General features: G+C 44.3%; 20 protein-coding genes. 12 read left to right on the top strand and 8 right to left on the bottom strand.

Annotation, left to right across the window (positions count from 1 at the left end):
• Nucleotides 1-37: 37 nt before the first annotated feature.
• Nucleotides 38-790, top strand: coding sequence for a zinc ribbon domain-containing protein (locus OD355_RS02370; protein ID WP_263036844.1), 753 nt, complete (start codon nt 38-40; stop codon nt 788-790).
• Between the two features lie 1,286 nt (nt 791-2,076).
• Here the strand turns inward: OD355_RS02370 and guaA are convergent.
• Nucleotides 2,077-3,612, bottom strand: coding sequence for a glutamine-hydrolyzing GMP synthase (guaA, locus tag OD355_RS02365; protein ID WP_263036843.1), 1,536 nt, complete (start codon nt 3,610-3,612; stop codon nt 2,077-2,079).
• A 409-nt stretch (nt 3,613-4,021) separates the two neighbouring features.
• Here guaA and OD355_RS02360 point away from each other — a divergent pair, with 409 nt between their 5' ends.
• Nucleotides 4,022-5,119 carry a 6-phosphofructokinase gene (locus tag OD355_RS02360; RefSeq protein WP_263036842.1) on the top strand — a complete coding sequence of 366 codons (1,098 nt, stop codon included), beginning with the start codon at nt 4,022-4,024 and terminating at the stop codon, nt 5,117-5,119.
• 67 nt (nt 5,120-5,186) lie between these two features.
• On the opposite strand, the gene OD355_RS02355 is transcribed toward OD355_RS02360, so the two are convergent.
• From OD355_RS02355 to OD355_RS02340, 4 genes are all read right to left on the bottom strand, one after another.
• On the bottom strand, nt 5,187-5,672 hold the full coding sequence (locus tag OD355_RS02355) for a SixA phosphatase family protein (RefSeq protein ID WP_263036841.1): 486 nt from the start codon (nt 5,670-5,672) through the stop codon (nt 5,187-5,189).
• 153 nt (nt 5,673-5,825) lie between these two features.
• Nucleotides 5,826-6,485: a DUF2461 domain-containing protein gene (locus OD355_RS02350; RefSeq protein WP_263036840.1), complete on the bottom strand. Its 660-nt coding sequence runs from the start codon at nt 6,483-6,485 to the stop codon at nt 5,826-5,828.
• Nucleotides 6,486-6,490: 5 nt separating this feature from the next.
• Entirely contained in the window at nt 6,491-8,941 is a 2,451-nt protein-coding gene (gene ccsA, locus OD355_RS02345) for a cytochrome c biogenesis protein CcsA (protein WP_263036839.1), read from the bottom strand.
• 41 nt (nt 8,942-8,982) lie between these two features.
• Nucleotides 8,983-9,399: a cytochrome c maturation protein CcmE gene (locus tag OD355_RS02340; RefSeq protein WP_263036838.1), complete on the bottom strand. Its 417-nt coding sequence runs from the start codon at nt 9,397-9,399 to the stop codon at nt 8,983-8,985.
• A 162-nt stretch (nt 9,400-9,561) separates the two neighbouring features.
• On the opposite strand from OD355_RS02340, the gene OD355_RS02335 reads away from it, so the two are divergent.
• The 6 genes from OD355_RS02335 (at nt 9,562) to chrA (ending at nt 16,167) form a co-directional block, all read left to right on the top strand.
• A complete protein-coding gene (locus OD355_RS02335) occupies nt 9,562-10,644 on the top strand; it encodes an ABC transporter permease (RefSeq protein ID WP_263036837.1) in 1,083 nt (360 codons plus the stop codon).
• A 140-nt stretch (nt 10,645-10,784) separates the two neighbouring features.
• The gene (locus OD355_RS02330; RefSeq protein WP_263036836.1) at nt 10,785-11,534 is read left to right on the top strand and encodes a type III pantothenate kinase; all 750 of its coding nucleotides are present in this window, start codon (nt 10,785-10,787) and stop codon (nt 11,532-11,534) included.
• The gene (locus tag OD355_RS02325; protein WP_263036835.1) at nt 11,506-12,951 is read left to right on the top strand and encodes a hypothetical protein; all 1,446 of its coding nucleotides are present in this window, start codon (nt 11,506-11,508) and stop codon (nt 12,949-12,951) included. The genes OD355_RS02330 and OD355_RS02325 overlap by 29 nt, the downstream gene beginning before the upstream one ends.
• Complete coding sequence (lptC, locus tag OD355_RS02320) at nt 12,944-13,528, top strand: LPS export ABC transporter periplasmic protein LptC (RefSeq protein ID WP_263036834.1); 585 nt, start codon at nt 12,944-12,946, stop codon at nt 13,526-13,528. Before OD355_RS02325 ends, lptC begins: the two co-directional genes overlap by 8 nt.
• 66 nt (nt 13,529-13,594) lie before the next feature.
• Nucleotides 13,595-14,878, top strand: a complete 1,284-nt coding sequence (locus OD355_RS02315; protein ID WP_263036833.1) for a hemolysin family protein — start codon at nt 13,595-13,597, stop codon at nt 14,876-14,878.
• 26 nt (nt 14,879-14,904) lie between these two features.
• On the top strand, nt 14,905-16,167 hold the full coding sequence (chrA, locus tag OD355_RS02310; protein ID WP_263036832.1) for a chromate efflux transporter: 1,263 nt from the start codon (nt 14,905-14,907) through the stop codon (nt 16,165-16,167).
• Here the strand turns inward: chrA and OD355_RS02305 are convergent.
• Nucleotides 16,164-16,406, bottom strand: coding sequence for a hypothetical protein (locus tag OD355_RS02305; RefSeq protein WP_263036831.1), 243 nt, complete (start codon nt 16,404-16,406; stop codon nt 16,164-16,166). The genes chrA and OD355_RS02305 overlap by 4 nt on opposite strands.
• 88 nt (nt 16,407-16,494) lie before the next feature.
• Here OD355_RS02305 and OD355_RS02300 point away from each other — a divergent pair, with 88 nt between their 5' ends.
• The 4 genes from OD355_RS02300 to OD355_RS02285 all read left to right on the top strand — a co-directional run bounded on the left by OD355_RS02300 (nt 16,495) and on the right by OD355_RS02285 (nt 22,886).
• Nucleotides 16,495-18,270, top strand: coding sequence for a MutS-related protein (locus tag OD355_RS02300; protein ID WP_263036830.1), 1,776 nt, complete (start codon nt 16,495-16,497; stop codon nt 18,268-18,270).
• A 121-nt stretch (nt 18,271-18,391) separates the two neighbouring features.
• The gene (locus OD355_RS02295; protein ID WP_263036829.1) at nt 18,392-20,155 is read left to right on the top strand and encodes a DUF4153 domain-containing protein; all 1,764 of its coding nucleotides are present in this window, start codon (nt 18,392-18,394) and stop codon (nt 20,153-20,155) included.
• 561 nt (nt 20,156-20,716) lie between these two features.
• Nucleotides 20,717-22,084 (top strand): dipeptidase, encoded by a 1,368-nt coding sequence (locus OD355_RS02290; RefSeq protein ID WP_263036828.1) that lies wholly within the window; start codon nt 20,717-20,719, stop codon nt 22,082-22,084.
• Between the two features lie 58 nt (nt 22,085-22,142).
• A complete protein-coding gene (locus tag OD355_RS02285; protein WP_263036827.1) occupies nt 22,143-22,886 on the top strand; it encodes a 3-keto-disaccharide hydrolase in 744 nt (247 codons plus the stop codon).
• A 489-nt stretch (nt 22,887-23,375) separates the two neighbouring features.
• Here the strand turns inward: OD355_RS02285 and obgE are convergent, their stop codons facing one another.
• Nucleotides 23,376-24,371 (bottom strand): GTPase ObgE, encoded by a 996-nt coding sequence (obgE, locus tag OD355_RS02280; RefSeq protein WP_263036826.1) that lies wholly within the window; start codon nt 24,369-24,371, stop codon nt 23,376-23,378.
• A gap of 53 nt (nt 24,372-24,424) precedes the next feature.
• Nucleotides 24,425-25,540, bottom strand: coding sequence for a peptide chain release factor 1 (prfA, locus tag OD355_RS02275; RefSeq protein WP_263036825.1), 1,116 nt, complete (start codon nt 25,538-25,540; stop codon nt 24,425-24,427).
• Nucleotides 25,541-25,545 lie beyond the last annotated feature (5 nt).

Genomic DNA, 25,545 nt, shown 5'->3' with positions numbered 1-25,545 from the left:
TTGAATCATTACTCAAAATAATATTTTTATAAAAAATATGGCAACCGTAAAAGACTTCTCAGTATCAGAAAAATTATCTGCACTGGTAAAATTGCAGAAATTGAGCAGTAAATTAGACCAGATACAAATACTCAAAGGTGAACTGCCGATTGAAGTAAGCGACCTGGAAGATGAGCTGATCGGTTTAAACAACCGTAAAACCCGTATCGAAGAAGAGATAAACGGCATGACTGATTTTATTGAGCAGAAGAAAGCAATCATTACCCAATCTGCTGAACTGGTAAAAAAATATGAGGCACAAAGCGAGAATGTCAAGAACAACCGTGAGTTTGAAGCCATCAACAGTGAAATAGAAATGCAGCAGCTGGAAGGCAAACTGGCAGAAAAACATATACGCGATGCCAACAATGAGCTCGCTGATAAAGTAAGGTCTCTGGAAGAACTCAAGAAAAAAATAGCAGGCAAGGAAGTGGTGCACAATGAGAAAAAATCTGAGCTGGACAAGATCATTGCAGAAACCGACAAAGAAGAGAAAGCGCTGACAGAAAGCATTGAAGCACAACGCAAATCAATGGATGAGCGGTTGCTCTATTCTTTCGACAGGATCCGCAACAATTACCGCAACGGCTTGTCTGTAGTGCCTGTAGAAAGAGACGCCTGCGGCGGGTGCTTCAACGCGATTCCTCCTCAAAAACAAAGTGAGATACGCCAGCGCAAAAAAGTAATGGTGTGCGAGAACTGCGGCCGCATCTTAATTGATGATGAGCTGAATGAATCGGTAGAGATTTAATCTCTTTAATAAAAAATTTGAAGCATCCGTAAGGGTGCTTTTTTTTTTGCCACTTTATCCCGGCCTATTACTCGAGGAGAAGAAGAAACAGAACTCTTCCGTTCTTCCTCATCTTAGCGAAGTGTAGATAAATGCAGATTTTAAACCCGCTATAAGTGATTTGCCAATCAGGAGGCGCCTTAGGCGGGATATACCTTTTAAATGTGTTTGCGCAAAAAGGCCAAGCGTAACGAAAAGTTTATGATGTCAGGTGAAAACACCAGACACGGCGGCCAATGAGGAGGCGCCTTAGACGGGATATACCTTTTAAATGTGTTTGCGCAAAAAGGCCAAGCGTAACGAAAAGTTTATGATGTCAGGTGAAAACACCAGACATGGCGGCCATCGGAAAAGGCAGGGCAGATTTTCAAATTCTATATAAAACTACCAGTCTGTACTGGCGCAAGCGTCCGCTTGTGTCATACCGTACGATTGAGTTTCTATGCGATCTTCTGTAACTGGCGCAACTCTGCGCAGTTCGCGTGGAGTAATTCTGAGAGATTTGAAAGTCGTAGACTAAAGCGTAGAGAATTTTATTTCACGCAAAAGCTCGCAAAGGCTCTGTAACTGGCGCAAGCGTCCACTTGTGTCATACCGTACGATTCAATTTCTCTGCGATATTCTGTAACTGGCGCAACTCTGCGCAGGTCGCGTGGAGTAATCCTGAGAGATTTGAGAGTCGTAGAATAAAGCGTAGAGAATTTTATTTTCGCAAAGGCCGCAAGGCTCTGTAACTGGCGCAAGCGTCCGCTTGTGTCATACCGTACGATTCAATTTCTCTGCGATATTCTGTAACTGGCGAAACTCTGCGCACTTCGCGTGGAGTAATCCTGAAAGATTTGAGAATCGTAGACTAAAGCGTAGAGAATTTTATTTCACGCAAAGGCCGCAAGGCTCTGTAACTGGCGCAAGCGTCCGCTTGTGTCATACCGTACGATTCAATTTCTATGCGATCTTCTGTAACTGGCGCAAACTCTGCGCACTTCGCGTGGAGTAATCCTGAGAGATTTGAGAGTCGTAGACTAAAGCGTAGAGAATTTTATTTCACGCAAAGGCCGCAAAGGCTCTGTAACTGGCGCAAACTGTGCGCACTTCGCGTGGAGTAATCCTGAGAGATTTGAAAGTCGTAGACTAAAGCGTAGAGAATTTTATTTCACGCAAAGGCTCGCGCAAAGAGGCACAAAGTTGTACACAGAAAATTCATAAATCAAACATTATAGATCCAAAATTATATGGCTTCGGAACTGCTATTCCCATTCAATAGTTGCAGGCGGCTTGCTGCTGATGTCGTACACCACGCGGTTAATGCCTTTTACATTATTAATGATCTCATTGGAAACATATGCCAGGAAATCGTAAGGGAGGTGTGCCCAGTCTGCCGTCATGCCGTCAACAGAAGTCACAGCGCGTAGGGCAAGTGTATATTCATAGGTACGTTCATCGCCCATCACACCCACACTTTTCACAGGTAAGAGTATAGCGCCTGCCTGCCACACCTGGTCGTAAAGGCCATAGTCTTTCAATGCCCGGATGTAGTGGTAATCGGCTTCCTGCAACAGTTTTACCTTCTCTTTGGTGATGTCGCCGAGGATACGTATGGCCAGCCCGGGACCCGGGAAAGGGTGGCGAAGGATCATTTCCTTCGGGATGCCCAGCTCCAGGCCTACTTTGCGTACTTCATCTTTGAATAAATAGCGCAGTGGTTCCACCAGCTCCAGGTTCATAATATCCGGCAGGCCGCCCACGTTGTGGTGCGATTTGATAGTAACAGAAGGCCCGTGCACACTCACGCTTTCAATTACATCGGGGTAGATAGTGCCCTGACCCAGGAAAGAAGCTTCTTTTATTTTCAACGCTTCTTCATGGAACACGTCAATAAACAGTTTGCCGATGATCTTTCTTTTTTTCTCCGGGTCAGATTCCCCGGCAAGTTCCTCGTAAAATATTTTTTTGGCATCAATGCCCTGTACATTCAGTCCCAGCGTGTCGTAGGTGGCAAGCACATTTTCAAATTCATCTTTTCTCAGCACGCCGTTATCAACAAAAATACCATGCAGCCTGTCGCCTATAGCGCGGCTGATGAGGGTTGCAGCTACTGTGCTGTCTACGCCTCCGCTCAGCGCCATGATCACATGCTTGTCTCCGATCTTTTCTTTTAAGGCAGCTACGGTCTCATCTACAAAAGATGCAGGTGTCCAGTCCTGCCCGCAGCCGCATATTTTTACCAGAAAATTCCTGATGATCGTTTTTCCTTCTGTGGAATGATATACTTCAGGGTGAAATTGCAAGCCATACAGCGGGTTTGCTCCGGTTGTATTTCTGAAAGCTGCAACAGGTATACTCTCTGTGACTGCTAACAGCTCGAACTGCGGCGGAAGTTGTTTGATGGTATCGCTGTGGCTCATCCATACCTGCGACTGATCAGGTACATCATTGAACAATACATCACTCTGAACTATATCAAGCCTTGCACGTCCGTATTCACGCTTATCCGACTTCTCTACCCTGCCGCCATAAACTTTGGCTGCAAGTTGTGCGCCGTAGCAAACACCCATCACGGGCACTTTTTGCTGCAGCGCAAGTATGTCCAGCTCGGGAGCTTTATCATCATTTACACTAAACGGGGATCCGCTGAGGATAACGCCTTTGATGTTGGCATCCTGCACGTCTAACTGTTTGTAGTAAGGAAAAATTTCGCAGTAAACATTGGCTTCGCGTGCCGCGCGTGCAATAAGCTGTGTGTATTGGCTGCCGAAATCAAGAATGATGATCTTTTCTGTCATGTGTATATTTTTAACTTTTCTGACTGCTACATGCAACTTAGCATGAGCGTGTGTGCTGAAAATTTATTCGAAAATTTTTATGGACATTTATATCAGGAATTTTACTGCTGTAATGCAGGTTGCAAATGTAAATAATTAATCAGGAATAATCACAAAGATTGCGATCTGTGGGGGGTAGTTAATCGGTTTTTCTTGATTGATGTTTCCAATGCCGGCAGTCTGAAGGTTTGGTGTTGTATTAAAGTTATTGCGGCATCCTATAAATCATGATTTGACTATCTGCTGCTGTTAAATAATCATTATAATCAATACCTGGCTGCATTTTATGATATAAATCTTATTTTGGACGTTCGTTATTTTCCTACTTTTGCGTGACATTAAATTTACTTCGAAAAAATAATTATAAATAATGAAACGTGTATTAGTTGCTACAGGCGGTGGAGATTGCCCCGGTCTGAACGCTGTAATCAGAGCGATCGTTTACAGGGCTTCAATAGAGAAAGACTGGGAAGTTTTGGGAAGTATTCAGTCCTTTGACGGGATTTTGAAAGATGAAACAGAAGTGAAAGTGTTGGATAAAGATGCAGTAAGAGGTATACATTATCGCGGTGGAACCATCATTGGTACTACTACCAAAGGCGGCCCTTTTGCATGGCCGGTAAAAAAAGAAGACGGCTCTTATGAATTTGAAGACCGCTCCGACTACATGATGGATAAGCTGAAGGAACTGGGTGTGGAAGCAGTGATCAGTATCGGCGGCGACGGCTCGCAGCGCATTTCGCAGAAGCTGTACGAAAAAGGCATGAACATTATAGGAGTGCCTAAAACAATTGATAACGACCTGAAGGCTACAGATTTTACATTTGGTTTTCAGACTGCCGTGGAAGTGGCCACTGATGCGGTAGATAAGCTGAATACAACTGCTGCCAGCCACAACAGGATACTGATATTGGAGGTAATGGGCCGTGATGCCGGCTGGATAGCTTTAAACTCAGCACTTGCGGGCGGCGCAGAGGTTTGCATTATTCCGGAAATACCCTATGATATCAATAAAGTAGTAGAAAGGATCAGGAGAAGGTATGATAAAGACGGCAGAGGTTTTGCCAACATAGTTATTGCTGAAGGTGCAAAGCCTTTAGGCGGTTCGGCTTTAGCTGAAGAGTATGGAGAGATAGGTAACGAGAACCTGAAATTGTCCGGTGCGGCAGACAGGCTGGCGAGAGAGTTGAAGGCTGCCGGCATTACAGCGGATATCCGTACTACGGTTTTGGGCCACATACAAAGAGGCGGTATTCCCTGCGCTTTCGACAGGAACCTGGCAACATCTTTCGGCGTAAAGGCTTTTGAAATGGTGCTTGAAAAACAATATGGCCAGATGGTTGCTTACCGCAATTTCGAGGTGATCTCTGTGCCGCTGGAAGAAGCTATCGGGTCTCAAAAGTTAGTAGAGCCTGATTCCCAGATGATACATACCGCCAAAGGTGTGGGGATAGCTTTCGGAGACTAAACGGAATATTTTTTAACAGATAGCAAACAGTTGAGATCGCGCCTGCGGCGCGATCTCAACTGTTTTTTTATGCAAGCATTTTAGGATAGTAAAAGAATAAAAATTCTTTTTCGGCATTTACAAAATCGGACCAGGAGCCCGTATGTACCCTGAACGCGGCCACTCCGCAGGTAGGTACATGCCCTATATTTTCACTGGTAAGTGCATTGACAAAATAGGTGAGGCCGTTGTTGTGCGAAAACAGTGCAACATGATCATGCCTGTCTCCTATTTGCAATATGGTGTCTGTAAAATCCTCTGGCGCTGCCATGTAGAGTTTATCCACGGCTTCAATATCATTGTTGTGGTAGGCCTCTGCAAAATATTTGCAAGTGGCAATGGCCCTCTTTGCCGGGCTGCTGATAAATTTATCTATACGTACGCCCATGGAAAGCAGGTGTGCCGCCATCTTGGGCGCATCGCGCATGCCGCGCGCGGACAGTGGCCTGTCAAAATCTTTGGTGTCTGCGGGCCAGTCGCTTTTTGCGTGACGCACAATGTATAAGTATTTCATCTGTCAATCTTTAATGTTGTAAACGCCCGGTCTGTCTGTCCTGCCGGCATTGAGATACCGTTTCATTCGTAAAAATTTTTACTTTGCTAATCATTGCCAACTATCAAAAACAAACCAGCTTAGTGGTTTTTATAAAATAAAGATAGCAAAATACTATACAACAGATTCACCGTTTAAATCGGTAGTGAGCACATCTGTCATATAATCCAGGAAGGGGCGCATAGCAAGGTAAGTATCAAGTATATCTTCCACAAGTCCGGGATTTATAACTTCCCTGTCAGCCAGCGGCCGCATCACAATAAATTCTTTTTTCCTGATCAGGTCAATCGCTTCCAGGTTCTTGTCGAAACCTTTGGGCGCGGTTTTCAATTCATCACCGGTGATATTGCCGAAAAACTTTTTAAAAGCAGGCATGGAAACAATGGTTCTTATTTCAGCGGGGTTCAGCTCAAACTCCTTCCGGATGCGTTGTACATCTTTTGGGTCCGGATGCCAGAAGCCGCCGCCGATAAAGCTTTTACCCGGCTCTATGTGTAAGTAATAGGCGCCTTTAAGTGCAGGCTCTGCGCGGTAAAATACTGTTCCGGAATTGGTTTTATAGGGCGCTTTGTTTTTAGAGAAACGTACATCGCGGTATATGCGGAATGTTTTTACAGCGCTAATGTTATCGGTTGCTGCCAGCTTTTTTGCAATATCACCGGTAAGCGTTTTGATTGCTTCTGCCGCTGATTGATATTTATCTTTGTTAGCCGCAAACCATTCACGGTTGTTGTTTTGCGCCAGTGCTTTTAAAAAATTGAGTACTTCCTGCATGTGCTTTAAATATTTGACCGCCTGGAAGCACGTTGAAACATGCTCAGCACAAAGCCTATAGCCATTACAATAATGCCTAGCCATAATACGCCCACAAACGGGAACCTGATCACTTTAAGTGTAAGGAAATCGCTGAGTGTATTGCTTTCTTTGATGCCTATCTCCAGTTTGCCGCTTTGCGTATTGGAAACTTTGTTGAACTTCACTACAAGCCCTTGTGAGGCAGCCGTATCGCTGATCTGCACTATTTCATTGCCGTTATTCACTACCACGCCCGGCTTAATAGGATATTTGTTTCCTGTTTTTGAAATCACCGTCATATCCAGAGTCATAGACATCTGGTTATCGCTAAGCTTTGGAATATTATCGGCCGGTTGATTCACTGCCACGTTGTTGAGCACCAGCATACCGTTGGAGTAAAAAGTAGTGTCGCCCACAGCTACTTCCACATTCCTGAAAGAAGCCGTATCAGCCGTTGCAAGCTGAAAAGCGCTTACATAAGCATAGATATCGCTGTGCCAGTAATGTTTGGAGTTGGGCGTGGCGCCGAAGCCTTCAGAGCCTTTGTTGTTTTTAAGTACGTAAGGATACAGGTCAAATTCTTCTTTACCATCTTTGGTCTCCAGGTGAATGTGGAAATACATTTTCCTGTCACGCTCGTTGATGGAATCATTCAGGTAAGTGACCATGTACTTACCCATATCCGTTGGCACGCCTTTAAATAAAGTAATATTCTCTGCGGGGTCTTCATCTTTGGTTTTTTCAAACACCTTGAATGTGGTATTGATGCTGAGGATTTCTTTTTTGGAAGAAGATAACAATACGCCCAGCAGTATCATCCCGAAGCCGATATGTGCCACTGAAGCTCCTGAAATTTTTATTTTGCCTTTCAGCACAATAAAAATATAACCGATGTTGGCTACTACTGCATAGATCGATGCAAACAAGGCAAGGTGTATCGCCATCAGGAAGCCGGCACCGTGCTGGGTGTAGTTTATATTTCCGAAGATGCTTATCAGCAAAGACGCTACCACAGAAATAATGGTGGGCAGCATTATTTTCTTTACAAAATATCCCCTGGGTGTATTTTTATATTTAAAGTATTGTGTGATTGCCGTAAGAATTCCAATGAGTAGTGCAATAAATATCTGCACCTGGTTGTAGCTGAAAAGTACATCTTCCGGCTGCGCAATATTTGTTTTAAATATTTTATTGAACACCGGCATAGAGGTCTTACCGATAATGATAAGCCCGGAAATAAATAATATCAATGAGCCTATGAACATCCAGAACTCCCGGCTGTACATGTTCTCTTCTTTGCTGATGGTGGGAATTTCTTTCCATCTTTTTATAAGGAAATAAATGCCCGGCAGCAGGAAGGCAAAAATAAAAGTAAGCAGTTGCCAGTTCATATCATTGCCTGTGAAAGAATGCACGGAAGTATCGCCAAGCACACCGCTGCGGGTAAGATAGGTTGAGTAAATAATAAAGATAAAACTCAGGATGTAAAACAGGTATGTGCTCTTGAGTGAATATTTTGCATGCACATAAATCAGGTTGGTATGCAATCCTGAAATCAATATCAGCCAGGGAACCAGTGAAGCATTCTCTACCGGATCCCAAGCCCAGTACCCGCCAAAGTTAAGGCTTTCATATGCCCATGCAGCGCCCATCATAATGCCCACTCCCAGGGACATAGCCGCAAAGCTTGCCCAGGGAAGCACAGGGCGTGTCCATGAATGATCCTTGTTTATCAAACCGGTCAAAGCATACGCATAAGGAACTATGCAAGCCGCAAAACCCAGGAACAGCATGGGCGGATGTATGGTCATCCAGTAGTTTTGCAGGGTTGCGTTCAGACCGTTGCCATCCTGTATCATGGAGAGGTAATCTGCCCTCAGAGCGCCGGTTTTAGGATCGAAAAATATGGGTGCAGCATCAAGCATTCCTGAATTCCTGATGAGAATAAACGGATTGTGGCCTATCTGGAAATCGCCGAAATAAATACCCAGCACCATTGACATGATCACAACCTGTGCAATGCTGATAACGCCTGCAACGCCTGCCGCCCACCTGTTTTTATTAAATATAATCACCAGGCCCAGCACTGCATGCCAGAAAGCCCAGAGCAGGAAGCTGCCCTCCTGGCCTTCCCACAGCGAACTGAGTATATACTCCATCTGCAAAGACCTGTCGCTGTGCTTCCATGCATATTCATATTCAAAAAGATGGTTGAAAAGTATGTACAGCAGGCACAGGATAATGCCCACTATGGATACCGAAGCTGCCAGGTATGACCATTTGGCAATGTTGAACCAGCTGTTTTTAAGCAGTGCATCTTTTTCAGCATTGGATTTAAAAAAAGCAATGGCAGCAACAATGGAACCGGTAAAAGCTAAAGTGATTAAAAAATAACCAATCTGTCCCGGTAAAAGATTTTCTCCGATAAAATTCATTTCCTGAGGTGGTAAGTTAGTTTGAAAGAAAATGTTCGCCGTTACAATGATGCACTTATCTCCTCCTGCAATGCGTTGGGATCATCTTTGTATTTTGACGGGCATTTTAAAAGTATGCCGCGCTGGTCTTTGATCTGGAATATACCGTTCTCATCCATCTGGCCTTTTAAAACAATGCGCTCGCTTTTTTCAATATCCTGCGGCTTTTCAAAATAATAAGCCACATTCATGGAAGCGCCAAGCGTATCAATAGCTTTAAATGTAAGGTAGTTGGGGTTTACAGCGGGATTATAATTCAAAGATTGTTTGTCCAGTTTTGCAATCACCGTTACGGTTTTGCCCTGTTTTTCTTTGGCAGATGCAATGGTTTCGTAAGTAGATACATTGCCCATCTGAGATATCAGTAAGGCTATCACTACGCCGATCACAACAAGAATAACGATATGCAGTTTCTTCATTTTCAGGGATGGTTTAAATTAATCAGCTCGCAAATTACGGCATTAACAATAAGCCACAGTCGCTTTATTGTAAAGAATGCCACAAAAGTAGCTCAAAAAGTCATGAATTAATTAAAAGTTCAAACATTTTTCAGAAAACTTGAATTAGTATATCTTCATCGCGTGGAACAAAAAAAGGGCGCCCATAATGTAGTCTGGCACAAATTAAAGAGGAACAAACTCGCCGTAGCAGGGCTTGCCGTGATACTGCTTTCCTGTGTGCTGGCTGTATTTGCCTACTTTATTGCTCCCGACACTTCCCCGAATGCCAACCGCATGATCCCGGAAATCGCCAATAAGAAGCCGGGGTTCTCTTCAGATTTTTTGCTGGTAAAAAACCCGGTGGCTGCCTCAGAACCCGGCTTTTTCAAAAGATTGCTCAGCGGAAAGCCCGATGATTTTGTGATGGTGCCTGTGAAAGGCATCAGCCAAAGCGGCGATACGGTTTATGCAGGCAAATTTATTGATGTGGATGTGTACGAAACTATCGCTATACCTGTAAAAGACCTGGCAAGCCCCGAGGTGGTTCACCGCAAATTTTATTTCGGCACCGATAAGTTCGGAAGGGATATATTCAGCCGGCTGATTGTAGGCACAAGAGTAAGCCTCAGCGTAGGCCTGATTGCTGTAATTATTTCGCTGACGCTCGGCATACTGCTGGGCGCGCTGGCAGGCTATTTCAGGGGCCGCACAGATAATATAATCATGTGGTTTGTAAATGTGGTGTGGTCTATACCCACCCTGCTGCTGGTGTTTGCCATCACCTTTATTTTGGGCAAAGGCTTCTGGCAGGTGTTCGTGGCGGTAGGCTTCACACTGTGGGTAAGCGTGGCGCGCCTGGTACGCGGCCAGGTGATGGCTATCCGCAAGCTGGAATATGTAGAGGCCGGCAAGGTGCTGGGCTTCAGCAATTTCAGGATCATCGTACGGCATATTTTGCCTAATATTTTAGGCCCTATACTGGTAATGGCCGCCAGCAACTTCGCTTCTGCCATTGTAATTGAGGCAGGGCTCAGCTTCCTGGGCGTGGGCGTGCAGCCGCCGCAGCCGAGTTGGGGACTCATGATCAAGGAAAATTATAATTTCATTATTACCAACAACCCGATGCTGGCGCTGGCTCCCGGCATTGCCATTATGATACTGGTGCTGGCTTTCAACCTGCTTGGCAACGGCCTGCGCGATGCTTTTGATGTGGTGAATGAATGATGCGTGGGGTGTATTGTTATTTTTGGGATTGTTTATTTGTTTAGTCGTTGAGTCGTTGAGGTGTTACACACGGGTACGGCACGCCATATTTTTTAATCTTTTGGCATTTCACTTAAATAAACGAAATTTGCCCATCATTTATGAATTTATTCGGCGCTCCATCCAATACTTTGTGTCTTGATTTCGGTAACAGCCGCTACAAATGCGGTATCATGTCGAAGGATCAACTGGTGGAAGAACGTGTACTTGGCGATGACATGTTAGCCGATCTGCACAACATTGTAGATGAATTTAAACCGAAGTATTCCATTCTCTCATCCGTTATAGACCATGACAAAGAGGTGGAAGAGCTGCTGAAGCAAACTACCAGCTTTCACCTGGTAACGCATGAGAGCAACCTGCCTATACACGTGCCATCGCGCACCGTGGCACCTTCAGTAGGTGCAGACAGGTGGGCCATGCTGATGGGCGCTGTTGCCAGGTTTCCCAAACAGCACAACCTGGTGATAGGCCTTGGTTCCTGCATTACATTTAACTTTATCAATAAATTCAGTGAATTTCTCGGCGGCTCCATCTCTCCCGGTCTTTACATGCGCATGAAATCCATGAACCAGTTTACGGCAAAACTTCCTTTGGTAGAGCCCGAATGGAATTTTCCGCTGATCGGTTATGATACCAAAACCAATATTCAAAGCGGTGTGATATTAGGCATCAGTAAAGAAATTGACGGTATCATTGATTTATATAAAGAGAAATACACTAAATTTAACGTGCTTTTAACCGGTGGCGATGCCTCATTTTTCCTGCCTCATTTAAAAAACAGGATATTTGCAGACCCACATTTAATTTATAAAGGCTTATATGCTATCAGTAAAATCAATTCAAAATAAAAAGTATTTTTTATTTGCATGCCTGGCCATTTTGCTTGCTGTGAACACTCAGGCCCAGGAAAATTCACCGTTTTCGCGTTATGGATTGGGCGATTTATTTCCTTCACAATCTGCACAATACCGCGCCATCGGCGGCATGACTTCGGCTCAGGGCAACAGCCTGCATCTCGTTAATCCTAACATTGGCACTCTTTCACTCAATCCCGCCAATCCTGCCAGCTATGGCATTTTAAGAACCCAGCCCAACAGGCAGGGGGGCAATGTGAACTATGACCTCGGTATTATAGGCGACATGCGTACGCTGAAAAGTGTAAATCCGTCCAAAGCATATAACTCTGCCAACCTGATGCCTGCCTACTTTACCCTGGCTTTCCCGATCGCACAGTCTGGCATGGGTATAGCCTTAGGGATAAAGCCTGTTACAAGAGTGAGTTATAGCCTTAGCACCCGTACCCAATGGAGGCAAGGCCCCCAACCGGTGAAGTTAGATACGCTCAACAGTCGCAATTTAGGCGAAGGCGGTATTAACCAGGTATTTTTAGGCGTGGGCAAAGCTTTCGGCGACTTCAGGATCGGCGTGAACGGCGCTTATAACTTCGGTAAAAAAGATATTTCTACACTCACCTCCCTTAGCAACGATACCTTTCAGTATGCGACATCTTCTAAAAATATAAAGACCATTTACAGGGGCTTTACCTGGGACGCAGGTATGCAGTATACTATTAAATTAAAAGAAGTTACAGATCCTGTTTCTAAAATACGCTCAACTTACAACCTTGACCTGGGTGTAAACGGTTCTATATCACAAAAATTAAATGCACGCCGGGAAATTGCTTACTACAAGATCGGTTTTAACGCGGATGACCAATATGGCGATAACCCTAGAATAATAGATACCATCAGCTTTAAAGAAAACAGCAAAGGGCAAGTAACGCTGCCTACAAGCTTAAACGGTGGATTTATGTTTAATAAATACCTGATGGGTGTACAGAAATACGGTTTCGGGGCCGAGTACAATACCACCAACTGGTCTCAATACCGCGATGTGGAGAATATTGCAGATACAGCGCTTTCCAATAGCTGGATGATCCGTGCCGGCGGCTATTTTATTCCAGATCCCTTGCGTGGGGCCAGCTTATTTTCCACAGCGCGCTACAGCATCGGCGGGTATTATGGTAAAGACTACATCAACGTTGGCAACACTTCCAAAGATGGCTATGATATAATGGCTGTAACATTTGGCTTTGGATTTAACCTGCGCAAGCAAATGTACAGCAACCAGAAATCTGTGGTAAACACAGCGTTTGAAATAGGCAGAAGAGGTTCTAACAGGAATAATGTTTCAGAGAACTTTTATAAAATTTCCGTAGGATTTTCTCTGAGCGATATCTGGTTCTTAAAATCAAGATATGACTAAAGGCTTTCACCATATTTTTCTTTCAGCTGCTTTATGTATAGGCAGCTTTTTCTTTTTGGCTTCCTGTGAAAATGATATAAAAGAGGTGCAGAACCTGGGCAAAGGCAAAGAAAATATTGAGGAAGGCAGGGACATTGAGAGTTTCCTGAGCATTGGCGGCATGGTAAAAGCCAGGCTGAAAGCGCCTTACATGATCCGCCGCGATAAAGACAGCGCTGCAACTATTTTCCCCAATTCACTTTTTGTAACTTTTTACAACGAGCTTGTACCCATACCGGAGAGCTTTTTAAAAGCTAAGTACGGCAAATACTTTGTGGACGATTCCAAAGTTTTCCTGCGCGACAGCGTGGTGTTTTACAACATCAAGGGAGATACTATGCGCACATCTGAGCTGTGGTGGGATCAGAAAACAGAGGAGCTCTATACCGACAAACCCATCTGGTTTTTCCAGAAAGTTCCTTTTTCCCTGATCAAGGGGCGTGGCTTCCGCACCAAACAGGATTTCAGCAGTTATCACTTCGACCAGGTTTACGACAGCCAGACATCCGTAGCCGACAGCACATTACCTTCACAATAAATACGGCCGGGATTGAAAGCTTAAAAGAATAATCTGTATATTGCATCAATCTAAACAGCTAACCCAATGGTGCCGGAACAGATATCTAATGTACTCTTAGTTATTGGTATTGTAGTCTCTTTGCTGCTGATGCTTTTCTTCGCAGGCATGAAATCTGCATTTGTAAGTTCCAACCGGTTAAACGTTGAATTAAGACGCAACCAGGGCACATCCGAAGGGCTACTTATGGGAAAATTTGTAGACCATAAGCACCTGTTCATTTCTACCAGCTATTTCGGGATTGTATTGTGCACCGTAATGTACGCGTTCTTCTTCAACCAACTGCTGACCTCGGGTTTGTGGCTGCCTATACGGTTTGATAATATTTACCTGACGCTGTTGGTAAATGTATTTTTATCTTCTTTCCTCATTATATTTTTCGGTAAGTTCCTGGCAAAAGTCATTTTCAACCGCAATGACAAGTTATTGTATGCATTGCTTTTTACCTTCAACGGATTCCATAAGATCTTCAACCCGATCATAAACATGACCCAGAACTTTGCCAACGGCATTCTGAAGTATTTGTTCAATGTAAAGATCAACCAGGAAAAACATGCTTTTGGCTCTACCAACGCAGAGCAGCGATACTACGCATCTTCAGACGAACAGGAAGAAGAAGAGATGAACCACCTGGAAGTAAACACCCATCTTTTTGAAAATGCGCTGTACCTTCCTTCGCTGAAGATAAGGCAGAGCCTTACGCCCAGGACAGAAGTTGCAGGGCTTGAGATTAAAACCGACATCAATACTGCACTCCGGAAGATCATAGAAAGCAAGCAAAGCAGGATGGTGGTCTATGAAAACAATATTGACAACATCCTGGGTTATGTAATGATGATGGATTTCTTCAAGAATCCGCCAGACCTGCAAAGTATCCTTATGCCGGTATTTATTGTGCCCGAAACAAAATCTGTGACAGACCTGCTGCACCGTTTTTCTAAAGAAAGAAAAAGCGTAGCATGGGTAGTAGATGAGTTTGGCGGCACTGCGGGCATCATTACTGTAGACAATATCATACGCGAGCTTTTCGGCGAAGCACAGGATGAGTTCGGCAGAAACAACTACGTAGAGAAGAGAATCTCGGAAAATGAATTTATTTTTTCCGGCAGGATAGAGCTTGCGCGGCTCAATGAAAAATACGATTTTGATTTCCCGGAGAAAGAATCCGAAACACTTTCGGGCTACATTATCCGCGAGAACAAGCGTATACCCAAAGAAAAAGAGCGCGTGATCGTGGACAACTATGTGTTTGATATCATCAGCGTTTCAGAAACAAAGATCGGGCTTGTGAAAGTAAAAATGCTCCGATAATATTATTTGTCAGCAATCAGCCAATAGTGAAGTTTGTAAAACTCTTAAGACATCTGGACTTTTTAAAATCGGTTTTCCTGTTCAGCATTACCGCCTTCGGTGGAGCGCAGGCACACCTGGCCATGATGCTGAAAACGTTTGTGAACGAAAGAAAAGATGTAACCGAAGAGGAGCTGATGGAGTACAATGCCTTCTGCCAGATGTTGCCGGGTGCTTCCTCTACGCAACTGGTAACACTTATCGGTTACAAACGCGGCGGCTTTCTGCTTTCCATCCTGTCGCTGATCATGTGGCTGTTGCCTGCCTGTACGCTGATGGGCGCTTTCTCTTTCCTGCTGGTGTATTTTGATCAGGAGGCTATTGACACTGCTTCCCTTTTTAAATACATCAACCCTATGGCGATAGGGTTTATCGCCTATTCCGGCTACAAGCTCATGCGCATTTCTGTGCACAATCCTATTACCAGAATTATTCTGGTGATAGTAACGATAATCACCTTTCTGTTTTTTAAAGTGCCCTGGGTATTCCCGGGTATGCTGCTCTTATCCGGATTGGCCACCTGCTTCAGCAGAAAACGTATACCGCAGCAAGGTACGCCTCCGCGCAAGATCAGGTGGGGCAATATACTGGTGTTTCTGGCAGTTTTTGCTGTTGCCGGGTATCTTTCCGAAACCTCAAGAAAAAACAATTGGGAAAACCGCTGGAAATTTAACCTGTTTGAGAACTTTTACCGCTTCGGATCGCTTGTTTTCGGCGGTGGCGATGTGCTTACGCCGATGATGTATGAGCAGTATGTTGTGCGACCTGAAAATCCGAAAAAAGTTTCTGACACACAAAGGCTGAGGATCAATAAGCAAGAGTTTCTTACAGGCTATGGGGTGCTTAAAGCCGTTCCGGGCCCAACGTTTTCCATCGCCTCTTTTGTAGGTGGCATGGCGGCAAAAGACCGTGGCCCCGGCAGCCAGTTGCAGGGAAGTGTGATAGCTACAGTGGCCATTTTTCTGCCATCAACTTTATTGGTGCTTTTCTTTTTCCCTGTGTGGAACAACCTGAAGAAGTATGCGGTGATCTATCGGGCTATGGAAGGCGTGAATGCAGCTATTGTGGGTATTATCTTTGCTTCCTTCTTTTACCTGTTCAAAGATATTTCCATCGACCTTACAGATGGAAAGATCGTTCATTGGTTAAATATAATAACCATTACAGGCACGTTTGCTGTATTAAATTATACAAAAATCAAAGCGCCGTTTATTGTATTGTTTTGCCTGCTGCTGGGATTATTATTTTAAGGATGCTGCTCTTTTTTACGGATGGCATTTTCTCTTCTGTACCACCTGTAGCCAATGAAGAATAGAATGGTAAGTGGTATTGCCATAAGATAAAGAATGGCAGCATTCAGCCCCTTGGCCGGCCCTTCGCCCATTTGCATGGCAGTTTTGGTGCAAATAGCACATTGTGCTTCTGCCTGCAAAACCAGGGTAGCCAGCATGACCACCAAGATCGATATTTTGTTGAGGAACTGCTTCATTAAAGCGAAGATATAATTATTTTGTAATAATTGCCTGTTAACGCTAAACTAAGATTCTTCTGAAATATGTACTATTTTTAACGCTATTATGATAGAAGCATATATCCTGCTGCGCAATACGTATACAACAGCGCAACAAAAAATTCAAAGATCATTTAACCTGCTGAGCATGGCGCGCCTGCTTAGTTTACTGGCCGCTCTCTTTGCCGCGTATAAATATTTCGACACCAAAACATCCGGCTGGCTTATGACGGGTGTTGTATTCCTGACTGCATTCCTGGTATTGGTACGCATCCATCAACGTATATCTTTTCGTTTGCAGCTGGCCAAAAAACTCCGGGAAATAAACGACAGGGAGATTGATTTCTTTGAAAACCATACACTGTATTATTCGGGAGGTGCAGCATTTGTTGATCACCAGCATGCCTATAGTTTTGACCTGGATATTTTTGGAGATAAATCCCTGTTTCAGCACCTGAACCGCACAGGTACTTCCATGGGTTTGCAAAGCCTGGCAAAAGGTTTTACCAACCACCTTTCCACTGATGATATTCCGGCGCATCAGCACGCAGTAAAAGAACTTACCAACGACGTGGAATGGAGACAGCAGGTACTTGCATTGGCATTGCTTTCAAAAGATAAACAAGCTTATAAGAACCTTGCAGATTGGACAGGGCGGAAGCCGGCAACCATCAACACATTAGTGAACGCAGCATCGTACATCATTCCTGCATGCATCATGATTTGTTTTGCGAGCTATGCTTTTTTTGACCTGCCAACGCTCCGCTACATTCAGTATGGTTTTTTATTAAACCTCCTGATTGCTTCACCGGTATTGAAGCATATCTTGAAGGAGAATAATCGTTTCGACAAAATAGAAACGGTATTGCAAAGATATGTATTGCTCCTGCAAAAAATAGAAGCCCGGAATTTCGAAAGCAGCTACTTACGCGGCTTACAGGCTAAGCTCAGGGTTAATGGCCGCTTCGCAAGTGTACAGTTAAAAAACATTGGTAAATTGTTCGGGCAGATGAACACCATTGCCAATGTGCTGGCGCTGATTGTACTTAACGGTTTTTTTCAATACCATGTGCATGTATACAGGGCTGTATTGAAATGGAAAAAACTGAATGCAGGTTTTTTATTGCAGTGGCTGGATGTCATCGGCGAAACAGAGAAGCTCAACAGCCTGGCTAACTTTGCTTTTAACAATAAAGCGTATGTTTTCCCGGCAATAAATAAAAATAGCATAATTGCCTTTGAGGCATTGGGACACCCGCTAATCCGCGAGGACAAAAGAGTTTGCAATGATATCAGTTTTGAAAAACACAACTTTCTGGTGCTTACCGGCTCCAATATGTCGGGCAAAAGTACTTTCCTGCGCAGCCTGGGAGTAAATATGGTACTGGCGTCGATGGGTTCGGTAGTCTGTGCCAAAGCGGCACAGGTGCACCCGCTGCGTGTGCTTGTTTCCATGCGCCTGTCTGATTCTTTAAGCGAAGGCGCCTCCTACTTCTTTGCTGAAGTAAGCCGGTTAAAATACATCATGGACCATACAACTAAGGAACGCTGTTTTATTTTGCTGGATGAGATATTGCGCGGCACTAACTCCGACGACAAACGCTCCGGCACAATCGGCGTGATCAAAAAGCTATTACATAACGAGGCTACCGGCGCTATAGCCACACATGATATAGAGGTATGCAGGCTCAAGGAAGATTTTCCTGAAAGTATTATGAATAAAAGGTTCGAGGTAAATATAGTAGAGAATGAGTTGCACTTCGACTACAAGCTGCTTGATGGCGTATGCCGCAACAAAAGCGCCACATTCCTGATGAAGAAGATGCAGATTATTGAGCAGTAAAATAAATATCTACAATAATATTATTTAATTTTATACAGGATTTGAACGGAGAAACACAGCCTGTTACCCAAACACAATCCAGCGATCAGCAACCATTAAAGAATATTAAAAAAATATACGGATGAAATGGATATCAATCAGCGAATTATTGAACCGCACCAGGAAAATAACAGAACGTTTTCCCCTGCAATCCGTACTGGTTGTTGCAGCAGCAGCTATTGCGTACGTACTGGCAGGCCGGCAATTTACACAGACTTCTCTTATAAGCATGCTGATCTTTTGCGGACTTTCACTGGTGCTGTCTTTATCTGTTTTGTTGTTTGCTGAAGCCGGTCGTTACAGCCGGTGGAAAAGTTTTTTATTACAGTTGGCAGCACTGTTGCTGTGTTTTTTTATTACGCTGTGGCTCGATCCCTGGATAGCACAAGCTCATGCATACATCCTGGTATTCCTCGCGCTGGCATTTCATCTTTCGGTATCATTTGCGGCTTTCGTGCAAAAGGGCGCTATTGAACATTTCTGGCATTTTAATAAAACGCTTTTTCTGCGTTTACTCACTGCCGCGCTGTATTCCTTTGTAATAGTGATGGGGCTTTATCTTGCGGTGTTTGCAGTGAAAGAGCTCTTTAGTGTATCAATCAAAGATACGGTTTACATGAGAATATTCCTGCTGGTAGCCATAGGCTTCAATACCTTATTCTTTCTTTCCAGCATACCGGATGTGAACACACACCACGCTCGTGAATACTACTATCCTAAAGGCTTAAAGATATTTACCCAGTATGTACTCATACCGCTCATGATCATTTACCTGGGCATCCTATTGCTGTATGAAGGAAAGATTTTAGTAGAATGGCAACTGCCCAACGGATATGTTTCCACGCTGATCCTGGCTTATACGGTATTTGGCATATTGTCGTTGCTGCTCATCTACCCCATCAAAGATACGGAAGGCAACCGGTGGATCCGGTGGTTCTCTCAATGGTTTTATATTATGATGGTCCCTTTGATTGTATTGTTGTCACTGGCCGTTTATAAAAGAGTATCTGACTACGGCATTACCATTGAGCGCTATGCGCTGATTGCGCTTGCTGTGTGGCTTTCAGCCATTACCCTTTACTTTTTATTCAGCCGGGCAAAAAGCATTAAAATCATTCCGCTGTCTTTAGCGGTTGTGGCGCTGATTGCAGCCCTGGGCCCTTTGAGTGCATCTGAGGTGTCTAAAAGATCACAGCAAAAAAGATTAAAAGTTTACATGCACAACAATTCAAAAAAAGCAAAACAAGAAACAACCTCTATCATTAAATACCTGGTAAGAATGAACGGCCTTACGGCCTTGCAGCCATTTACCCCAACTGATCTGGCGGCGGTGCAAGACTCTATCATTGCGATGCCGGTAAAGCACAAGTACGGCCGGCACTATGAAGTGCGCGATAAGCTCACAGACAGAGGCTTTGCCATATTGAACATAGAATCTACTGATAAGGACTTTATGATCCCGGTAACTATCTATGGCGGCAATAAGAACGATGTGGTAAACATTTCCGGCTATGATTATGTAGTGCCACTGGAATATTACCTCGATGAGCAAAAATTTAAAATTGACAGCCTGGATATTTCCGTCAAAAAAAATCAACAATATTGCATCGTAAGCGCCGGCAATACGGCTGCCTTGCAATTCCCGGTTGATTCTTTATTGCAAGAGGTTAGAACCAAGTACGATAATTCTTTAGCTACAGATGATATTGTGCATAACGGCGAGTTAAGCATTATCCGCAGCAATCAGTTCATGGATGCAAAACTAATAGTAACCCAATTTACAGGCTATGATGGCAATGCATCATCGGATAGCTACAGAGCATATTTGCTTTTGCGGAAGAAATAATGTTCGCGTTGTTGATCGCAAGCTTTGTAATTCTTTCTGAACTACAGAAAAGGCTGAGAGAGCTTGTGGCGCCGGCCATAACCTCTAATAGATTCCAGGCTTATTATATGAAATAAACATAAGCAAGTTGCATACAAATTGTTAGTGCATAAAGGTTATTGCATGTGGCAACTAAAAAATAAATAAAAATACGCACATGAAATAGCCATAAGCAAGTTGCATACAAATGGTTAGTGAATAAAGGCTATTCCATGTGGCAATTAAAAACAGCCGCAAAGCGGCGCACTAAAAATATGCACATGAAATAACCATAAAAATTAGGAATTTATACCAACCGGGAATGAGTATTAAATCTAAAAAGCTGGTTATTCCATGTGGCAACTAAAAAATAAATATATATACTCACATGAAATCTCCGGAGAATTTTATGTAGAAACGAAACATGATCAAACAACGGTACATTATACGCTTGTAAAGCCTGTTGCTTTGTGGTTCTTTGGTTTTTTTATAAATAATTTATATGTTAACTTCGTAAGCATTAAACTATTAAACACAATCTATATGCAAGTTTGGAAGCAATACCAGGAACAACACAAGGAAAGATTTTTAGAAGAATTGCTGGCGCTCTTACGCGTGCCCAGCATCAGTGCGAAACCTGAAAATAAACAGGATATGATCACCTGTGCGGAGATGGTAAAAGAATCTTTGCTCGAAGCAGGTGTACAAAAAGCAGAAGTTTACCCAACGGCCGGGCATCCCATTGTATACGGTGAAATTATGGTGAACGCATCAAAACCAACCGTGCTGGTTTACGGCCACTATGATGTGCAGCCTGTAGAGCCGCTTGAGCTTTGGGATACGCCTCCTTTTGAACCGACTATCCGCGATGGCAAAATCTACGGCCGCGGTACTGCAGATGACAAAGGCCAGTTTTACATGCATGTGAAAGCATTGGAGACCATGGTGAAAACAGATTCTGTGCCGCTGAATATAAAATTCCTGATAGAAGGCGAAGAAGAGGTGGGCTCAAGCAATCTAGGCACTTTTATGCAGGAAAATAAAGAACTCCTGAAAGCCGATGTAGTATTGATTTCAGACACTTCCATGATAAGCCTGGATACACCAAGCCTGGATACAGGCGTGCGTGGCTTAAGCTATATTGAAGTGGAGGTTACCGGACCCAACCGCGACCTGCACAGTGGCGTCTACGGCGGAGCCGTAGCCAATCCCATCACTATCCTCGCGCAGATGATAGCTTCATTGCACGATGAAAATAATCATGTGACCATTCCAGGATTTTACGATGATGTACAGGTATTGAGCAACGAAGAACGTGTGTTACTGAACAAAGCGCCTTTTGACGAACAGGAATACAAAGACGACCTGGGTGTAAAAGAATTGTGGGGAGAGAAGGGTTACACTACTTTGGAGCGTACAGGCATACGGCCTACATTGGAGCTGAATGGCATCTGGGGCGGCTATACCGGCGAAGGATCAAAAACTGTATTGCCTGCCAAAGCCAATGCCAAGATCAGTGCGCGACTGGTACCAGGGCAGGATCACGAGAAAATTACAGAATTGATCATCAACCACCTGCAGGCTATTGCGCCACCGTATGTAACAGTGAAAGCTACGCCGCATCATGGCGGAAATCCATATGTAACGCCTATTGACAGCGTGGAATACAAGGCTGCGGAAAAAGCCATTGAAGCATCTTTCGGCAAATCGCCTATCCCGTTGCGCGGTGGTGGCAGCATTCCCATCACTTCCTTGTTTGAATCTATTTTAAATTGTAAAACTATTTTCCTGGGCTTTGGTTTAGATAGCGATAACCTGCACAGCCCCAACGAAAAATACAATATAGAAAACTATTACAAAGGCATTGAAACTATCCCCTACTTCCATAAGTTTTATGCTGAAATGAAGTAGTAGCGCTGATCCTACGTATTAGCGCTCAAGATAAAACAAAATCAAAAAAAAGATAAAAATGAAAAAACTTAGTTTTATGGCAGCATGCAGTTTGTTGTTATTCGCATCGTGCGGTGATGCCAGCACTACCAATGAAAACAAAAATGAAGACAGCACAAAAAACACGGAAGTGATCGATAGCGCTGGCTGGACAAGCCTGTTTGACGGGCAAACGCTCACAGGCTGGCACGGCTTCAACAAAGGAACAGACTCTGTTACCAACTGGAAAGTGGAAGATGGCGCATTGGTGTGCCTTGGCGCTACCGGCGGCGCTGATACCGGCGGCGATATTATTACCGATAAGCAATTCGGCAACTTTGAGCTGCAGTGGGAATGGAAAGTAGATCAAGGCAGCAACAGTGGTGTGATGTACCATGTAGTGGAAGATAAAAAATACAAAGGCCCCTGGGAAACCGGCCCGGAATACCAGATCATTGACGATGTGAATTTTCCCGGTAAACTGGAAGACTGGCAGATGGCAGGCGCAGACTATGCCATGCATCCGGCAGGACCTAACAAAGTGTTGAAACCTGTAGGAGAATGGAACACCAGCAAAATTATTTTCAACAACGGCCATGTGGAGCATTGGCTGAACGGCGCTAAAATAGTAGAGTTTACAAGAGATAGTGCATGGCAGCAAAAGAAAGAAACCGGGAAATGGAAAGACCATCCCGACTATGGAAAAGTTACCACCGGGCACATTGCTTTACAGGATCACGGCAATAAAGCCTATTACAGGAATATTCGTGTGAGAGAACTTTAGAGTCAGCGGAAGTGGAGAATGGAGAATGGAAAATTGTTTCGAATTTTCTCACGATCTCACTCTTACTTCTCCCTTTTTTACTGCCTAAACTCACAGTGATCATTAAAAAATGCGAACGGCGCCTTCCGTTCGCATTTTTTAATGGATAATTGCATTTAAAATACCATGTGGTCAAAAATGGCACTTAGTACTCGCTGGGATTTAATGTAGTAGCGGTTTGTATAGCTTGGGATTGAAAGGCATTTCAATCCAAGCTTTTTTTTCGCTCTACATGAGCGGAACACGTCCGGTTTGCACAGGTGTCAATGTTCTTAAAAGGGAGAAATGGTAAACAACGCTACCATTGCACAGACTGCTTTCATAATTTTATTGCCGTGTCTGGTGTATATCTCACACAGCTCATGCCTGTCGGTATTTAAATAAAAGATTTATTGCCGTGTCTGGTGTTTTCACCTGACAAACTCAAACCTGTTGGTCTTTTTAAAAAAATCACCCATGGTTTTTATTCAGCAACTCCCATAGTTTATCTTTCAGCTCCGTCAATCCTTTGTTGGCAACAGAAGAAATGAATACGTGAGGAATATTGGCAGGCAATTGCCTCGCAATCTCCTGTTTGAGCTCATCGTCCAGCATATCAGATTTGCTTACGGCAATCAGCATATCTTTCTGCAACATGTCGGGGTTGTATTCTCTGAGTTCGTTGTACAGAACTTCAAATTCTTTTTTATGGTCAGCACTGTCTGCCGGCAGCAGGAAAAGCAATACGGAGTTTCTTTCAATATGCCTCAGGAACCTGTGTCCGAGGCCCTTGCCTTCAGCAGCGCCCTCTATAATACCCGGAAGATCTGCTACACAGAATGAGCGCCCGCCGCGGTATTCCACCATACCCAAATTGGGTGTAAGCGTGGTAAACGCATAGTCGGCAATTTTAGGTTTGGCTGCAGAGATCACGGATAGCAAGGTAGATTTGCCTGCATTCGGAAACCCCACCAGGCCCACGTCTGCCAATACTTTCAGCTCTAAGAATTTATAGCCCTCTACGCCCGGTTCTCCCGGTTGTGAGTGTTCCGGCACCTGGTTAGTGGCTGTGGCAAAGTGCTGGTTGCCCAGTCCGCCGCGCCCGCCGGGCAGCCAGATCACTTCCTGTCCGTCTTCCAGTATCTCTGCCTCAACAGCTCCTGTTTCTTCATCTTTGGCAATGGTGCCCAAAGGAACTTCTATGATAATGTCTTTACCATCGCGGCCTGTTTTATTGCTCTTCATGCCGTTTTCCCCATTTTCGGCGAGTACATTTTTATAATAGCGCAGGTGCAGCAATGTCCATAGTTGCGCGTTGCCTTTCAGGATAATGTGCCCGCCACGCCCGCCGTCTCCGCCGTCGGGCCCCGCCTTGGCATTGTACTTGGTGCGCATAAAATGGGTAACTCCCCTGCCGCCATTACCGCTTTTACAAAAGATACGTATGTAATCAATGAAGTTGGACATAAGTGCGTGTAGTTTTTTAAGTTCTGGTTGTAATTTTTCCTGCGGAAAAACATTTACTTCGCTGCCATTTTCTCAGCATTTTCTGCTACCTGCAATGCTTCTATAAACTCATCAATATCTCCGCTGATCACTGCATCCAGGTTGTAGGATGTAAGGCCTATGCGATGGTCTGTAACCCTTCCCTGCGGCCAGTTGTAGGTGCGTATTTTCGCGCTTCTGTCACCTGTGCTTACCAGTGTTTTCCGCTGCCTGGATATCTCGTCTTCATGCTTGCGCACTTCTTCTTCATAGAGTTTGGTACGCAGCATTTCCATGGCCTTAAGACGGTTGCCGAGCTGGGTTCTTTCTGTCTGGCAGATGATCACCGTGCCTGTGGGTATGTGGGTAAGCATTACTTTGGTCTCCACCTTATTTACGTTCTGGCCGCCGGCGCCACCGCTTCGCGAGGTCTCCATTTTTACATCGCTTTCCTTTAGTTCAAAATCAATCTCGTCAGCTTCAGGCATCACGGCTACTGTAGCGGCAGACGTGTGTACGCGGCCCTGGGTCTCGGTTTCAGGCACCCGCTGTACGCGGTGAACGCCGCTTTCAAATTTCAAGGTGCCATATACATCATCGCCTTTCACTTCCAGCATAACTTCTTTATAGCCGCCTACGGTGCCTTCGCTATCGCTGAGGATGGCAGTCTGCCAGCCTCTTTTATTGCAATAGCGGATGTACATATCGAGCAGGTCGCCCGCAAACAGAGACGCTTCATCACCGCCGGTGCCGGCACGTATCTCAATGATCGCATTTTTATTATCCTGCGGGTCTTTGGGTATCAGCAGTTGTGTCAAAGCTTTTTCAAGCTGGTCTTTCCTGTTTTCCAGGCCAGGCAGCTCTTCTTTGACCATTTCGCGCATGTCTTCATCATCGCTGCTGAGGGCTTCTTTGGCAAAAGCAATATTTTCCAGGACCTTTGTATATTCTTTATATGGGTTAATAATTTTTTCCAGGTCGCGGTATTCCTTGCTAAGCTTGCTGAACTCCTTTTGGTCTGCAATGATCTCCGGGTTGGTGAGCGCCACGCTTAGCTGATCAAACCGTGCCTGTATGGCTTGTAACTGGTCTAACATATATGATTGTGAATAATTCTGAAATAATGTAGCGGCAAAATTACAATTTTGCATTGAGC

Origin of the sequence: Haoranjiania flava (assembly GCF_025631005.1) — a bacterium.
Lineage (GTDB): Bacteria > Bacteroidota > Bacteroidia > Chitinophagales > Chitinophagaceae > Haoranjiania > Haoranjiania flava.
This window is presented reverse-complemented; position numbering and strand designations above follow the sequence as displayed.